Below are 17,619 nucleotides of genomic sequence, written 5' to 3' on the forward strand. Positions count from 1 at the left end.
CGTTCTACTCCTGTATTTGGTGAGATATGGAGCGCCTGCCTCCGAAAGACCGATTTGTCAACCTATTTCAGGAAGCAACGCACTAGGCTTTCCAGTCCACACCACGACTAAGTTGTCTCTTGCTCGAGTTGCAGCCACATACAGCAGCGACCTCTCCCTTTGAAGCGCGTCGTCACGCTCCCCCTCCGGGAGGGAATCCACCACATAGGACCGTGGAATCGAGTTCTCTCCCACTCCAACGAGAACAACCTTCGCGAACTCCATACCCTTTGCCCGGTGCATGGTCATCACCTGAGGAGTTCCCTTGGCACCTGATGAATTCCGGTCGACGAATGTTGCAGACGTCTCACGTTCACCCAGTGCGCGCGGAAGTGCTTGGCCCTCTTTCTTTGTGGGGACAAGCAAACCGATGGATTCTGCATCCGTACCAGCCGCTGTCCAAGTCTTCACGAGTTTGGCAACGACGTCATATTGCTCGGTGAGGTTCGATACCGAAATCTGTTGGGGTTTAGGCCCACTGCGAGCGGATCGGTACCCCTCTGAAGTCTCCGGCAGATCACCCAGATCGGTGAATTCTGCGCCAGAGAGAATCCCGAGGGCGTAGTGCAAGTTTTGTTCGGTCGTTCGGTAATTGAGCGTGAGGCGACGCGAGCGCCCCACAATGTTGATGCCGTACCGTCCGAGAACAACTCGTTGACCGTATATCCGCTGATGAGTGTCCTCTGCAAAGAACAGATCATTCTTACCTCCAGATACGAGAGCTCGAAGGAGCTGAAAACGGCTCGGGCTCAAGTCCTGAGCTTCATCCACGAGCACGTGATCGGCGAGTGCCGACGATCCGTCGCGCAGCACTGCTGCAGCGATGGCGGCTTTCTCGTCGAAGTCAGTCGAACCCGACGCCGCTCCAGACGCTCGGTAGCCGGCGATGACGTCCCACACCGCGTTTCGCTTCGACCGATTGAGTGACACCCCCCGCCCAGAGCGCTTCACACGCAAGTATTCTTCGCGCGTGGTGACAGAGTTCGGTAGAACTACCAAGCTGTACTCCGCTTCGAAGAACGAGTCCACTTTCAACTCATTCGGCAGATCGGCTCCGTAAGCACCGATCGCCTGTTTCCATGCATCGAAACCCTGATTCTTGAACACTTGCGCTGTTCGAGGGCCGAGAACTGTTGCAACTGCGCCGTTTACATCAGCACCTCCGCCAAGCTGACTTTCGTATTTGTGCAGGACGCGCGAAGCGATGGCGTCGACGCCGGCAATATATACACCTGGTTTTCCCATGTCGGCCGCGAGTGTCACGGTGGAATCAAGCTGACGAAATTGCGCCCGTAGGCTCTCTGCGAGGGTGGCGCCGTAGGTTGTGAGGATGATTCGCGCCGTAGGGTTCTTGCGATGAAGCTCGCGTGCGCGATGGAGAAGGACGACCGTCTTGCCGGTTCCTGCACCGCCAGTCAGACGGAAGGGACCGTTGATGTCTTTGAACGCATACGCACGCTGTTCCGGATGGAGAAAGATGCGCCATGCGGCGAAATCCGGACGCTCGATAGCTTCGCGAAGCTCGTCGTTGTCCTCGATGAACGCGAATTCCATTCGCGCCGCAGGATGCCGGAGGGCCCTGAGCAGTTTGTCGTCCTCGGTACCGTCATCGGATTCGACAGTATCGAGCGCGTACTTCTCCTTGACATCTGCCAATGACGTTCCCGTGAAGATGTCGACGAGAGCAGTGCCTTGCCACGTTGCCGGCGCCGTCTCCGCGTACTCGAGCAATGCATCAGGATCGTTGATGTCCAGAGCACCCGAGGCGAACTCGAGGTCCAGTCCCAGCTCCGTCAAATCTTCAGCTGTGAACTCACGCCGGCGTAAGGATTGTTCAATCGACGGCGTACGGTTTTCGGAAACTGCAACCGGCGCTGAGTAAACCGGCGCTGGAGCTGCATTTTCGACCGGCAGTAGCTCAGCGATACCGTTACGCGGATTGACGGCCATCCTTTGTGTCTGAGCAATCTTGATTGCCTCGTCGTGCGGGTAGGTACCGATGAATACGTACGATGCGTCCTGGCCGCTGCCTTGAACTTTGAACAGAACCGCACGATTGGAGAGGTCCACCCTTCCCGTCCGGGCACGCGGATCAGCTGAGTTGTTGATCGGCTCAATGTGCAGGCTCTTGTTGTCGTCGTTGGCCGACAGCTTCGCCAAAAACGCATAGGTTGCCTTGTGGAGACTCCCATCGATCTTGTCCAGTCCACGTCCGATGACAATCTGAGGCATCTACTCGCCTTTCACTGAATCAATAGTCACAGAAGGCGTCTGTGCAAGACCCTCTGCTTGGACAAGCTCGATTACCTTTTTCGCATCCACTGGGCACAGCGTCCATCCTGCCGCCGACAACCCCTCGCGATCCTCAGCATCAAGACCCAGATCGACAGCGATTCGCAGTGAAGGCCAGGATATTTCGAGAGGCACCCCTGCGACCTCCTCACCGACCTCCGGAATTGGGAGATCAGACGCGGCCAATCCGGTAACCAGCGACTGAGCCGCCTGAACCACCTCGTCGTACACCTCACGCCAAGGCCCGGTCAGTGTCACAGATTCACTTGGGCCCCCCGTGACAGTCGAGGCGGGCGACCCCAGATTCATCGATGAAGACGCCAGGTGCCGGCGCGTAGTCACGACCGCAGGAAGCGGACGCAACTCGAGCAGGTTGGACCAGCGAAGCCATTCCCTCCACAAATCGCGTGTCTCCATGGACAACGCAGAATCGTCGTCGTCGATGACGACGGCTATCTCTGCATCGTTGGGCGACTTTCCGGCGGGAACCCGCACCGCGATCGCGAATCCACGGTCTCGCCACGTGATCGTGTCCCCATTCGGATCCGCGAAAACACCACCGTCGATCAGCCGTCCCGCGAGCACCGCAGGTGCCGCACCGCCGGTCTGAGTTGCCGAGGCACTCATTCCCATGATCGCCAGGACCGGGAGCCAATGTGCAAGGTTCCGCCGCGACTGCGCTTGCGGGCTCTGCATCCACGCAAGCAGTAAATCAATGGCGGTGGCGAATACGAGGTCGACAGAACTCTTGGCAAGCTGATCACCTGCCATCTGCAGCAACCCCGGGACGCGCTCGGCGGCCAAGATCGGTGACGTCGATGGCTTACCCTCGAGATCTTGATGCGTCACGGCGACGACTTGGTAGCCACCGTCACGTAAGTTACGTCGTTTCTCCGCATCGTCCGCAAGCCGATTTTTCGAAGGACTGGCATGGAATTGCCATCCGTCGGTGAAGATCGCGGTCGGAGGAACACCCGGCGTCGCTGACGTCAGAACGAAGTCCGGCTTGCTTCCCAGGATATTTTCCTGAGGCCTCAAACTCCATCTGTTGGATGATCCGAGCGCCACGTCCCACGCGACGCCTCTGTCGGTCGGTTTCTCGACGATCGTCGCACCAAGCGCCCGGAGGCGCTCGGCAAACACGACCCGGAAGCGCCGTTCGAGGTTCGACTCCAGATCGACCATAGGCGGTTCATCCGAAGTTATGCTCCACGGCATCGCATCCGGAATCGGACTGTTGTCGTCCGTTGACACCTCCCGGCCGAGCAACAGCGACCGCAGGTGACGTGCAGCAGCACTCCGCGACGTGAATTTGACCTCGGTGAACGACGCGAACGGTAGCAGACACTTTTCGCAGGCAAGCTTCCCTTCGTGCTGGCATTCGCACGATACGACGACAGCGTGCGCCCTTCTCAGCACGTCCCAAATGGTACTGGGATCGGAAAGATCAGCGAGGTACCCCGTACCTCCGGGGACGATGTCGTGCAGCAGCAGACCGGGTCGGTTTTCGCCGTTCACGGCAGGATCGACCACAGCCACGATCTGCAGATGGTCCGGATCTCCGCCGATTCGTTCACGCAGCCCAAGTAGCAGCGCCGCGGACAGGGATGGAACTGCAAAGGAATCGCCCCACGTCACCGATGGCGGCAACCGCAAAACCAGTCCTTCGGTGGTCAATGACCGCGCCAATGCAATCGAGAGCGTCGACTCTTCCAATGCCTTGCGATACGAACACCAGGGACGGTGTTCACTCGGCGAGTTGCGCCGCGTGTCCGTGTCGAGCTTTCCGCATTCCGAGCACACCCGAAACATTGCAGACTCGATCTCGCCGCCCGCGAGAATCCGCGACGACCCACCGCTACGGCTGCCTCCGGTATTGATCCATCGGATCGTCATCGAACGACGATGTGTCGCTCCGAAGCCGAGTCCTTCGACGAACCAACGGCGGGTAAAGGAGGTCGGGTCGATATCCGCAGCAGTAATGATCGTGAACGGGTTACGGATTCGTTCTTCTTTGCCGTCGTCGATAGCCGCTTCTTCACGTCGAACCACGGCCGACACACTCGAGAGTTCTACGACGGGGAGGCGCTGGCCGATATCCGCAATTGCTGCTGTTCCACAACGCGGACATATCGCCGGAGGCTGCGCACCGTCCCCCAGGTCGGCGATGAAACCGCAAGCGGGACAGCAAGCCCACTCGTGCACAGCGTCGCCCTCGGCGCCGAGGTCGACGGCGTCGATGGCAATAGCGAATCCACTTGCGTAGAAGGTGGATCCGGGTGCGAAGTCGCGTAGGGCCTGGGCGGATCCTCGGGTGAGCTCGAACTCGGTGTGTTCGAATTCCTGAGTCTCAGGATGTATCCAGTTGACGGAGACCGAGAGGGTCACCGAATCGTCGAGCAACGTGTAGTTGGGAAAAAGCCCGAACGCTTCCAGCGCACTGATCCAGTATTCGGACCGCAGGGACGCGAGTTGCGTGCCGACCAGTCGCTGGGCGGCGAGAGCGGTACGGTACGCAACTTTGTCATCATCTGTGGCCACTGTGCTCTGCGCTGCTGCATGAAGTTGTGGAACAACCGCGTCCACTGCCTTCTTTCGGTGCTGCAGCGTCTCGATGCGTTGGTTCCATTCCATCGACGCGCTATGGCACCGGGACGCCAATTCGCTACTCTCGGGCCCACTCTGAGGTGTGGCAAAGTCGCGCAGTCGCTCAACTACCTCGCCGTCCAGCGATTGAAAACCGGCCACGAACTCGTCCACATAGAGCGTCGAATGTGATTCGGCATCGGATATGAGAGTGCCCAAGTAGGTTTTCGGTCCGGTCGACCCGAGAGCGTCAGGGGTGGTTCTCGGATGTGGCACATTCTTCAGGCGCGCCAATCGATCGGCAACCGAAGCGATGAACTGCCGACGAAGAATCTCTTCGGCATCCAGATACGTTGCCGGCGGTCGGACTGCGCCGTTGATCGTCGCATCCGGATTGGCGAAGCGTGGCAGTTGATCGCCACGTGCGGTCACGTATGCCAAGGCAAGCGCATTTCCAGTCAGTCGACCTGCACGGCCGACTCGCTGTAGATACGACGCGACGGAGCGCGGGAGCGATGACAGCATCACTGCCGACAGATCACCGATATCGATGCCCATCTCCAGTGTCGGAGTCGCGACGAGTACATTCGGCGCGTTTGGCGGCGGATTGGTTTCTTTGAACTGTGACTCGTACTCCAAACGCTTTTCGTCGGGCAACAGCGACGTGTGCTCACGCGCGACAACTCGACGAATGTCGGTAACGGTGTACATCTGTCGATAGAAGTTGTCATCGATACGTCGGCGTTCAAGGGTGCCTGCACAAGCCGCAATCAGGCACGGACCACCGACAAGTTGATCAACGGTGTCGTGGCCGCTGATGATCGAATCCCCGCAGTTGCTACACCCCAGCGAGACCGTCTTGTCGGAAATCTCACTATCGGAGATCGGACGAGCGACTACCGAATCCGGCGTCAGATGGAAGGTTCGAGTTCCACTACCGCCTGCTAACTCGCCTACGACATCGCGATGCCTTAGACGCTCGAACAGCAGTCGACTGAGGACTGCCCCCTCGGCTGGACTGACGGCAAGAGCTTTTGCCGTCCAGCTTGCGTACCAACCGCGGGCAGACGCCACTGGCTCGAAGTCGCTGTCGCGACGGTTGACCGTGCCGAGTACGGGGAAGCCCGGTGCGGAGTTCCCGCGGCCAAAACCTGGCATTCCTTGACTTCGTTTGCGGCCTCCGGTGATCCACCACCGGTTGCCGTCGTCGGTCCGGAACTTCTCGAACCATTCGTGCGCGATCGCGCCTCGGATTCGCATGTGCTCCAAGGTTCCTCGGACCCAACGAACCAACTGTGCATCGGTGTACGTGTCCAATGCCAGTTGCACGTCCTGCCCGTCGAGCACGTCTCGTGCACAGAGCAGCAACACCGAAGGCGAGACATCGACCTCGGCAAGGGCCGTCCCCGTACGCGTCAATGTTCGACCGACGCCGGCACGCAAACCGAATTCCATCGCTATATCAAGTTGAAGTCGCTTGGTGACAAAACCACTCAACGTCGCCGAAGCTCGACTCAGGCGCGCGGTACTCCAAAACTTCGAGAAGTCGTCCCGATCGGCGAGTTCAGGAGGCAGGAGTCGGTAGCGCTTGGCACGGTCGTTGCCCGCCATGGTGATCATCTTGTGGGCGAGAGCGTCGAGGTTGGTGTCGCCGTCCTCGAGTGCCTGACGGATCAAAGTTCGTAGCGTGAGAGCCCTGGATCGCGCCTGAACGAAACCGGCGCGATGTGCCGCGTCCTGAACACTGTCAGTGAAGACCAGCGCACGCTTCTCTCGCGGATCAAGGCCGGGGGTGCCGAACAGTGTCGAGAGCGATACCGACAGCATCGTCGCGATCGCGGAACCGAGAAAGCGGATTCCGTCACGTTGACGGCAAGACGGACATACATCTCGAATCGAATCCTCACCGGCGGTGTCGCCGACGTTGACCAACACGGGCACGGCGCCACCCTCGGCAACAACCGATTCGGCAGGCCGTTGTCGAGTGATGCGACGATCGTCGACTACCAGCCATGAAAGCTCGGACGCAGAAGTAGGTTTCGACGGAGCACTCGAGTCCGATGTCGAGTCAACCGCTGCCTCCCCTTCTACCGGTGCATGGATGAGAGCCCGGAAGCGGTCATCGTCAGCGAGCTTGCGACGCCGGATTGTAGAGTCGTCGACATCGAGATCCGTGCCGGTAGGTGCGAGTAGAATTCCCCAGCCGGATCGATTGCAGTGCCGGCAGTAGAGCGCGGGAAGGTACGGAGCCGCGAGTGAATCGTCATGAGAATCGTCGCTGAGCAGTAGACCGTCGTCGCCCCAGGCGAACTGGGGTGCCCCCGATGCTGCCCGATCCAGCCGGGTGAGCTCCCGAACCCAGAGATGAACGTCCACCGATGGTGCGGTGCGTCCCGAAACCGCACGCACGTGGCTGAGAGTCGTGACCAGCGCCCGTAGGGCCTGGGCTCTGATGTTTGGGTCGATGCGCGCGAGGTCTGACGCGAGGGACTCGTCTGTGCCCGCAAACAACGCAGGATCGGGTAGGTCGAGAATGGGTACTGCTGATTCGCAGCGTTCGACTATTCGATGAAATACTGGATGCGCTCGAATCAAATCGAGGCTGAGACCATCAATCTCGTTGTCTTCGAATCCGTTCGGCACCCTGTAGAGCGACCGAAGCGCAGCCCGCGATACGTCAACAGGATCAGTCGCACTGGAAGCAGATGCGAGCTCTCGAAGTCGTTTCTCGTCAATTTGTGCAACGGTGATCCCGGTTTCAGCGATTCGCGAGGAAGCGCCATCTGACCACTCCTGCAATGATTCTCGGGATTCGGTGACCACCGAATCAGCCGTGAATTCGTCACCGAAGACCGTGCGGGCAAAATCGAGCATGGTCGAGGAGTCATTGCCGTCTCCCAGAGTCGCCGACGTCGCGATCGGCGTGACGCGTCCTAGTGGGCGGGCGCGGTCTTCGTCTGAGATGCCGGTGTCACCGTCAACCCAATAACTCTTGAGAGTCATTCCGAGACGGCGCAACAGCATTGATACGTCGGTGCCCTGAGCGCCATCATAGGTGTGAAATTCGTCGAGAACCAGATATTGAAGGCTGTGAGCACTCTGTCGCCACAGTTCTGCATCAGCCGGGCGGAGCAGCAGCTGGTCAAGCATTTTGTAGTTGGTCAGCAGAATGTCTGGTGCGACGCTTCGGATTACGTCCCGGTCGCTGATCAGTCCGTCGGGGCCGACGGTCGTCCGGGTTGCGCCAGCTTCACCGGTGTAGAGCGCGGCTGTGATTCCGCCGAGCTCCTTGTGCTCGGTGATCAAACCGGCGAGCCGTTGCGCCTGATCGTTTGCCAGCGCGTTCATCGGATAGAGGACGATCGCCTTGGTGCCGGTCACGCCCTGGCGTTTCGCACGCAGAACGTGATCGAGAATCGGGTAGAGGAAAGCTTCGGTTTTTCCCGAACCGGTACCCGTCGTAACGAGAGTGGGCAACGGCCGCGACTTGTCAGGTCCTAGGTTCGCGCTACTGAGCCGCTCGAAGGCGGCGGCCTGATGGCCGTACGGCGTGAACCCCTCATACCATTCCAAGGAGTCTCGCCAGCCGTCTTCGGCAGGCCGAAATGGCATGCGCAGCCGCAGATATGGTCCGCGAAACATCCCGGTTGAGGGATGTTCGAGAAACGCATCCAATTCACGTCGTGCATCGGGGTCCGCAAGTGCGAAAGTAGTGCCGAGGTAGTCGAGCAGACTGGCAGTGATGCGCTCGGCCTGCGAGAGCGGCAGAAGTTCAGTGGCCATCAGTTGGCACCCGCTGCCGTGCCGCCCGTAATGCCAAGTCGGCGTTCGAATTCCGTATATGCCTCGCGCATGTCCGCTTCGCGGTCCAGGAACTGGAATGGCAATTCGTAGGTGTACGTGTTGCCTGCCGGGTTTGTGGCAGTGCGTTCGTCCTCGTTGATCGCGTCGCCCTTCTTGCGCCACACACTGAGGACTTCGTTGGGTACCACACGGCCATTGAAGTCGTAGAGGTACGTCTTTCGGTCAAACCCATACAGAACCGGGAATTGTGTGCGATAAATAGTGCAAAGCTCGTCCGCAGTGAGTCCGAGCCCGAGAGCAACTAGTGCGTCGATCTCGACCAATGCCTGACGACGATCCGCACCTATCCGCAGTGGACTCTCCGACGTCCACATTGGAGAAATCTCACCTAAAGGTTTACGGCGAGAGTGGGCGAAACCCCCAGCCCAAGCCTCTGCTTGCATCTCGACACCAAAGCACTGCTCCCACAAACGAGAGTATGCATCGGTGAGACAGTTTATACGAAGCGCCCTGAATGCAACCCCAGCCGCAATCTTCCCTGAAATTCTGGGCAATCTAGCAAATGTGCGTTCTATTATATCGTTTTTTGGTACTGCCCGGATAACAAAGTCGGATAAAATGCTCGCCGCCGTACCTGCCACTACTGCCAACTCATGCTCCGGCATCCACGCCGAACGAATTGTATTAACGTGTGCCGCCCCAGGAGGAATTATCGCGGGAGCGAGTGTCCGTTCACCGGTATTAGCAGCCATCCGGCGCCAAGCCACACGATACACATCTCGCGCAAAAACGGTGGCGATCACTCCGTCACGGTCAGTCTCCTCCCACGAGTTATACGAAGAGTCGTAGCGTTCTCGACTTCCGGATGGCTTGAAGGACGTAGTCGGAACACTTTCGGCGGCTAGGCTTTCATAATCGGTCGGGTACCAATCCTGGTTGTGCTTCATTTCCTTGTTGGGAACCTTGTAGCGTGGAGTACCCACAAATAGATGTGAACCCTGCAGTATTACATCAGCCCACGAATTAGCCACGCCCCACTCTGCCTCGAAAAGTCCTTTACGTCGGTCGATCGATTCATCCCAACCACGCGAATACTTGACATTGAGCTGACCCACCCTCGGCGACTGCGCAACCTTACTGAGAACATTCGCACTGGATTGGTTAACTGTATAGACCATTCGAGTTTGACGTACCGGACCCTCCCCCGATTCGGTCACGTCCTGCCAAGAAGCGAGCACCGAATCAGTGACTGTCACCACGCGATCACGGTGCGGTCTCAAATCCCAATTTCCATCCAAATCCTTCAGCCCTGGTTCATAACCTGTCCCGTCATGCCTTAGTGAGCGCTCCACAGTCTCCGGCAGGTAAAGCCAGCAGGAATTCAAGAATTCCACTTTCCTCGACGATCCGTAAATATTAACACCAAACATCTTCTGATCTTTTATCTCAAATAGTTTTCGTTCATTCACAAAGTGCCAATGGCGTCGCAATCGTTCATACGTCGCCTCCCTAAGACGACCGGCTTTTTCGTCAGTGAAATGAGATTCGAGATGTATTAATCCCACCCTCCCTCGACGCGAGTTATGCCGCCAAGTCTGCTCCATAAAGCATCTATAGAGATCGGGTTGAAGTCCCATAAGATGCGGGTACTGCCGCGCGTCGCCAACGAATGCTGCGGTTGCGGCGACATCCGACGTACCGCCCAGGACGAGGTCGCTGATGCCTTCGATTTCGAGTGTTGCATTACGTTTTGCCTTATACTCCGATTGGGTCGGCTTTACGGCGAGCTGAAACCACGGGTCGCCCTCCGAGAGAAGTGCATCGACGTCCGACCTCGGACGAACCCAAGGCGGGTTACCGACCTGGAGGTCGAAGCCTCCTCGAGAGAAAACAGCCGCGAAATCGAGTTCCCAATGGAAGAAGCCCTGGCGAGCGGCCAGGCGCTCCGCAACCACCAGCCAGGGCGAGTTCTTCTTCAGCTCATCGACTTTGGCAGCTTTCGCAAAGAGCAACTCGTTGGACTCAACTGCCTCGAGCTCGTCCCAAGACTGAATTGAGAACAAATTGAGCTGGCCGTGCTTCTTCTCCGGCTTCGATTCTCCGATGGAAGTGCCGAGCAGACCGGTCAAAGTGTCGATCCACTGATCCAAGGTCGGAGGCTGTACGAGATCGTCTTTAACCGTTGCGTCGTCGTCGACCAGCGGCCAGAACCACAGCGCACACCATGCGTCCATGACCCGACGCAAACGCCGATACGCGCCATTCTCGTCTGCCAACGACGCTTCGATCAGATCGCGCGTGACAACGGTTTCTGCGCTCTCGGTTTCACGTCCCCACACTGGAATCGGCCGACGGATCTCCCGCTCCGCGATCTCGAGGCGCTTGTGTGCCAGCAGCCACAATGTCTCCACACGGCCGGCGAGCTCTTTGAGTTTGCGAACCTGGGCAGTTGTCGGCTGGGGCTTGAGCTCTTTCCGCCATGTCTTCAGATCAGCCAGAGCGTCCGGCGCGAGCTCTTTTGCTTCCTTGGCCTCGACAGTCGAACCCCAGCCGCTGGTCGGCACCAAGAAGTGGTGGACACCGTCCACTACGTCATCGGCTTGCCCAGCAGGTTGTCCGCAAGGCGAACGTCGATCGGCGTGGCATCGAGCCATCCCCGAGACTTCAATTGCCCACTCGGAATAAGAGCACGCCTGGCACCGATGAGTGAATTACCACGCTTGAGATGCAATCCGAACCACGGCGCATCAAGATCGCGCGCCATGGTGTCCAACCATAGCGAGATTTCGGCGAACTCAACCGCAGTTGCATTGAGGTCCACGCCGTACACCTGATGAAGTGCTATGTATGCCTTTGCACGTTGCAGTTCAGTTGGGTACTCCTCAGGGTCAATACGCATGCCCAGCTCACGCTGCCGACGTGTCAAGTACTGATCGGCTAGCTGGCGCACTGCTTCGATAGCGAAAGCTCCTGACCCCAGGGCGGGCTCGCACACAGTGAGATCAAGAATTTCCTCAGCGGAAGTGATCGTTCCATCCTGATCGAGCAGCTCTTCGAGGGCCTGCCCCACCGTGAACTTCGTCAGCACCTCAGGGGTGTAGTACGAGGCCGATTGCTGACGTTCGCGGCCTGCCAAACGAAACACGAAGGTGCCCTGCTCATGTCGAACCTTGGTCGGCTCCCCGGTGAGCTCATCCTTCACAGTGACGAAGTCGGACTCGGCAATGCCCTCGATTCGCCCCTCCGGCACCACCCATGATCCTTTGGAGGAATCCCCGTTCTTCGCAACCTCGTAGAGCGTGTCCTTCGCGAAGAAGCCTGTGTAGCTCATCAATCCCTCGTACACCGCGCCGAGCTGATTGATACCGAGATCTGCATAGGAAATGAAGCCGCGATCTCTTCCCCGAGATTCTTTGCTCAACAACAGATTCCGAAGCACCTTCTGCACGGCAGAATTGCTCAGCTTGACATCATTTATGAACCCAGTTGCGCGCGGCCGAAAAAGATCAGCCTTGAGGTGTCTGAAGGTGAGCCCTTCAGTTCTCGATGCATCACCGGACAACCCGTCGTGACCTATGTCTACAAGTTCGAACAAGGTGTGCAACGAATCGTGGAAATGCGTACCGTTCTCGGCCCGAGGTGTGACCAGCTCGACGTGTAACAGCTCTCGGAGACGATCAAGGCTGTAGCCGCGCTCGTACGTCTGCTCACCTGTTGGTAGTACGCCGAGCTCGGGCCGGGCCTCGGCGTACAGCAGGAACAAGATGCGGTACAGGTAGCGAAGCGCTTGTCCCGCAAGCTCTTGCGCGTCCGAATCTGCCAGTGGAGCCAGTCCTTGCACGGCTCGCCGAGTGACGACGTCGTTGGCGATGAGTTCGATCGACAGCCGAACGCCCTCGCGCAGGTCCTTGGACACTCCAACGGTGTGCTTGGCGGACTCGTCGATCACCCCGGCCCACCAAATATTGCCTTCGGCATCGGGAGCAAGCGAGTCTGCCGCCAAGCAGGCTAATGCTCGGTCCGTCTCACCACCTCGTTTGTCATCATTTCGCTCGCAGATCAGCTGCAGGTCGACGGCGAGGTAGCGACCTTCGAGCCAGCGGCTTCGTTCGGTGATCAGGGCGTGGGACCCAGCGAGAACAAGAATGAACTGTGGACCGTCTTCCGCCGTCGACAGGTGGGAGAGCAATTGTGCCACTGAAGCCAGGTCTTCGCCGGGAACGTCCTCGTCGCCAGTCCTGAAAACTGTTCGCAGCGTCTTCTCGTCCTTGGCGATCAACTGCTCGACGCTGAGCTCCGCCCTACCTTCGACGATCACCAACGGTGCAGGCCCGGCCAATCCGCGAGTACGGACCGCAAGCGCAGGCCCCGATTCGGTGTCGGTTCCACCAATTCGCACAATCTCCCAGCGCACACCTTCGTACCCGAGTATCGAGCGAAGGTTCGAGTAGAGCTCACTCAGCGTTTGCTGGTCCGCAGCTTCACCCAAGCCCAAGAAGTCTCGCGTCAGATCACCACGTTGCGCGGTGAAACGCGAACGCGCAGTTGGTTGCCCGGCGGACTTTTCGGACTCCCATTGCTTGCGCCGATCGATCACTCGCGCGTTGAACGACTGAGATGTCGCGTCGGTGGTGAAGTAATGCTCGCTGACAAAATCCTCGCCGACAATCAGGGCATCAGATGTTGAACTCACTAGAGACTCTTCCCTGTCGTCGCTACATTCCGACTCGTCGAACTGTCCGGCACCGCGACGAGTAGCGGACGGACAAGTCGGCGGTCGGGATTCATAGATTGGGCGACTTCTCGCTCGTGTGACACTCGATCTGCCCGTTGACGTAACTCGTCACGTTGGATCAGCGCGTCGGCTTCGTGGGTCCACCGTTCTGCGCGTGAAGTCCATTCACTTACTCGTTGCCGAGTCTCGTCCCTGATCGCGCCTGCGTGTTCTTCGGCTGCAGAATCTGCGGCACGAACGGCTGCAGCAACCAGTAGCTGCAGGGCTTCGACGTTGCCGAGAGCGGCGGTGTTGATATCAGCGAGGCCAAGTACCGCAATTGCATGAGCCGCGCTCGGGTGCGGAGATGCGAGACCGAAACTTGGATTGTTCACATCAGGGAACGCCACGGTGTAGAACGACGCAGCGACTACCTGCCCACGTGTATTCGTTTGCGTTACCTGGACCAGCACCGTCGTATCCGGCACTGCCCCGCAGACCGCGAAAATCTGCCGTCGACCCAGATCTGCGAGCGACCGATCTGCAGCCCAATCAAGAATCGGATGAAGGGGCGCAAGGAAATGCGCCTCGGGCCACGTCGACGTCGACTCCCCTGCCCGCGCAGCGCGCAGTTCTTCCTCGCCCCGCAGTGCTGTGAGCGCCAGCTTGTAGGTCTCGGTGACCGACCGCGCCCGAAGATACGACTGCGGCAGAACCTGCAATCGCTGCTTCAGGTCACGCGGCGGGGTGAGACTGGCAATCGACTGCGCCTTGTGCACAGTCCAGGACACACCATTCGGCGCTGGTTTACTCGGCGTGCCGACGAACTCCTCCAAGGCATCAGAAAGATACTCGAACTCGGACGAATACAAACTGGTAGATGCCTCGCCGCTTGTCGGCGGCTCGGTGGGCACCGGCGATGACGATGCGTCCAGGCTTTCACTGGCAGCACCAATTTGGGCAAGAAGACCACTGAGTCCACCGCCTGAGGTCACCTGATCGACAGTCTTAACGACGGAATCCAGCGACTTCTCGCCGGCGAGAACCTGACGAATGGCCTCTTCCTCCGCTGCAACGTCGTAAGTTCCTATCAGTGAAGAAGATTCACCCAAAGCCTTGTGCGCCTCGTGTTCTCGCTCCACCAAGCGCGTCAGAACTCTCACGTCACCCGCAAAGTGCTTCGTCGACGGTGTCAGTAGCAAGGTCACAATCCGAGGGCGATGCCGTTGCCCGTACCGATCGATGCGCCCGTTGCGCTGCTCGATTCGAATCAGGCTCCAGGGAATGTCGTAGTGCACCATGTCGTGACACTGCGAGTGTAGGTTGACGCCCTCGGACGCAACGTCACCCGTGACCAGAATTCGAATGGGTGATGACTCGAGTTTGAATGATTCGACGATGTCCTGCTGCTCGACGTCGCTGAGTCCACCGTGCAATACCGTCACCTGACCAAGGTCGCGCCCCTCGGTGAGAGTCATCGTCAGGTCCTTCGAGAGGGCCTGTGCAAGTGCCTTCAGCGTCGCGACGCGCTCCGCGAACACGACAACGCGGGTGTCGCCGTTCTTTTTGACGCCGATTTCCGCAAGATAGTCGAGGAGCTTTCTGTACTTCGCAGACTCGCGCAGTGGTGTAGCGGCCACCAACTCGCCGAGATGATCGAGCGCCACGATTTCCCTTGCTGCACTTGCATCCTCCGGGTCCAACCGCTTTCGTCGTTCGACGATCGACTGCGTCAGCGCATCCGGAGACGACAGGAATGCTTTCGCGAGCACCCACGGAAACAACCGCGTCGAACCCGAATACGGCGACTGCCCCTTTTCAGGCCAGAGCCACACATCTTCGAGTTCGCGGGCTACTGCGTCCTCAGCGGCCGAGGCATCCACCGTGATATTGCGTGGTGGTTGACGTTCCGCCCAATCCGAGCCGACTTCGCTGGCAACATCGGGATGATGGCGATGGCGACGAATGACAAGCTTTTTGACCTGCTCGGCATCCAACTCACCTGACGGGGACACGGCACTGGGATCCAACATGCGAATCAGCTCGGCGAACGATTCGGCACGACCGTTGTGCGGTGTTGCCGACGCAAGAATCAACGCGTCGGTCCGCGACGCCAACAGCCGGGCGAGTCGGTTGTTTTGAGCGGCAACATTGGTGACGTTGTGGGATTCATCGATGACCACCGCGTCCCATTGCTGCTTACGAAGGTGGTTGAGGTAACGGTCGCTCTTGAGGGTATCGATGGAGATGATCACCCGTTTGTAATAAGTGAACGGGTTGCGAGTCGCAGGAAGGATCTGTCGAATGCGTTGAATCCCAGCAGAATCCAAGCGGACAAACGGCAGAGCAAACCGAGTCCACAGCTCCATCTGCATCTGCTCGAGGACGTGTTTCGGAGTCACGACGAGGATGCGATCACCACGACCACGCCGGACCAGTTCCGACAGAATCATCCCGATTTCAAGTGTCTTCCCGAGACCGACAGCATCGGCAAGCAGTATGCGCGGGCGAAGGTTGTCAGGATCCAGCGCCTGACGAACAGCCTTGTACTGGTATTCGAGTGGCCGGGCAAGTGCCTTGTGCGCAGTCGTGAGGCTGGGATCGGCAATCGCAACCGGGGTCTTGCGGAGCATCGATTCGAGCCACAACCGTGATCTACGGAATTTATCCGAGGTATCGGCCACCACCGTTACGTCTGTGGGATCGACCGGCACAACTTCATCCAGTGCAGTCGAAAACGATGCCTCTGTGTCGCGCACCAAGTCGGAGAGACCCAACACGTGCACTACGTATCCGTCTGACGTCGGTTCGACGGAGGACACCAACCATTCCTCATCCCGAACCTCCACTATCGAGCCGGGAGCAACGTTAAATGAATACTCGCCCCCGGCTGCTGAGCCGACGACGGGGGTAGCGCTGATTGTCACGCGTGGTGGTCCTCTCACTTCGGGCCGTGCCGGCTCGAAATCCAACCATAACGGTCGGACGGTTAGTGCGCCGCTGTTCCCTACCTACTCTGGAGTCAGACCGCCACAGCGGCACCAAGATCCAGCGCACCTTCCATCCCCAGGTCAGGAGCTACTGTTAAAACCGGCGTGTCGGACACTCGTGATCGCATCCAGGACTCCTCGATCTTGCTGTCCAGCTGCGCAGTCACCGGAACGCGGCCAAAGGCGGCCGCAAGCGCATGAACAGCCAACCTGGGCGGCATAGCATTCCCCACCTGCTGGGCCCAACCTTGCCCCGCCCATTTGTAGTCGAGGGGGAACGTCTGCAACCGACCAGCTTCGGCGGGAGAGAATCGTTCCTGTTCGTCCCCCATGTGGTCGACAATGCGGTTACGCGAAATCTTGCCGGTCACCGTGGCCGACGGCTGATCAGAAGTTCGCCGCCCCCGCGCGGAGGGAATTCCGCCCGAGCCGTAGTTGGACACAACCTCGAACCACTCGCCCCGCTTCAGAGCCGAACCCATGGTTTCCCATGGCAGCAAATGCGATTCTCCGGTTCCACGCACCATTCCCGCTCGGTACGCCTGGTGCGTGGGCACCGGACGGATCGGCGTCACCGTCCGGTTGGCGAGCAGCACCGCTCGGCGGCGGGTCTGCGGTACACCGAACTCTTCGGTTCGCAGGACTGTGCACACAACTTTGTAACCGAGCGACTCCAGAACCGGCTTCATCGCCTCCCACACGGGGAGGACCGTCTGAACCTGTTCGAGGACTACCGCTTCGTACGGTCGGCCGGCACCGTGCGCTTCGAGGACCCAACGCAGCGGTTCGAGCACCAGTCCGGTGCGCTCGTCATCGAGGCCCTTGAGCGAAGATGACACGTCTTCAGCCCGAGCCATGCGATCTACCAACTTCAGCACATCATCGAGAGCGTCCCGGCCGCTACCGGATCCCGCCACTGTAAACGTCTGGCACGGGGGCCCACCGGCAAGAATGGTTGCATTGGGGAATTTCTTCGGACCTAGCTCACGAACATCACGATGGTCAGTATCCAGGCCGGCCTCGATACGTGTTGCATGCGCATCGTCGTCCCATTCGACTCCGTGGGTACTCATTCCAAGCCACGTCGCAGCGACATCGATGCCTCCGGGACCGGCAAACAGGTCGACAACCGAGTGCGTGGACAGATCACACTGTGCGCTGCGATTGTCTTCCATAACGGCGAAGTTTACGACA

Annotated in this window: 6 protein-coding genes; all 6 read right to left on the reverse strand. The window is 58.9% G+C overall.

Translation table 11 applies throughout. From position 1 onward, the window contains the following. Positions 1 to 57 precede the first annotated feature (57 nt). The 6 genes from QRN54_RS02570 to QRN54_RS02595 all read right to left on the reverse strand — a co-directional run bounded on the left by QRN54_RS02570 (position 58) and on the right by QRN54_RS02595 (position 17,600). The gene (locus tag QRN54_RS02570) at positions 58 to 2,271 is read right to left on the reverse strand and encodes a 3'-5' exonuclease (protein ID WP_285181529.1); all 2,214 of its coding nucleotides are present in this window, start codon (positions 2,269 to 2,271) and stop codon (positions 58 to 60) included. Further along, positions 2,272 to 8,700, reverse strand: a complete 6,429-nt coding sequence (locus QRN54_RS02575; RefSeq protein ID WP_285181530.1) for a DEAD/DEAH box helicase family protein — start codon at positions 8,698 to 8,700, stop codon at positions 2,272 to 2,274. Then, entirely contained in the window at positions 8,700 to 11,285 is a 2,586-nt protein-coding gene (locus QRN54_RS02580) for an Eco57I restriction-modification methylase domain-containing protein (protein ID WP_502944040.1), read from the reverse strand. Before QRN54_RS02580 ends, QRN54_RS02575 begins: the two co-directional genes overlap by 1 nt. A 23-nt stretch (positions 11,286 to 11,308) precedes the next feature. Next, the gene (locus QRN54_RS02585) at positions 11,309 to 13,414 is read right to left on the reverse strand and encodes a DNA methyltransferase (RefSeq protein ID WP_285181532.1); all 2,106 of its coding nucleotides are present in this window, start codon (positions 13,412 to 13,414) and stop codon (positions 11,309 to 11,311) included. Next, positions 13,414 to 16,362, reverse strand: a complete 2,949-nt coding sequence (locus QRN54_RS02590) for a helicase-related protein (protein ID WP_350318867.1) — start codon at positions 16,360 to 16,362, stop codon at positions 13,414 to 13,416. Before QRN54_RS02590 ends, QRN54_RS02585 begins: the two co-directional genes overlap by 1 nt. A 95-nt stretch (positions 16,363 to 16,457) precedes the next feature. Next, positions 16,458 to 17,600: a DNA cytosine methyltransferase gene (locus tag QRN54_RS02595; RefSeq protein WP_285181533.1), complete on the reverse strand. Its 1,143-nt coding sequence runs from the start codon at positions 17,598 to 17,600 to the stop codon at positions 16,458 to 16,460. Between the last annotated feature and the right edge of the window lie 19 nt (positions 17,601 to 17,619).

It is taken from the genome of Rhodococcus sp. MEB032, assembly GCF_030208925.1.
GTDB classification, from domain to species: Bacteria; Actinomycetota; Actinomycetes; order Mycobacteriales; family Mycobacteriaceae; genus Rhodococcus_F; species Rhodococcus_F qingshengii.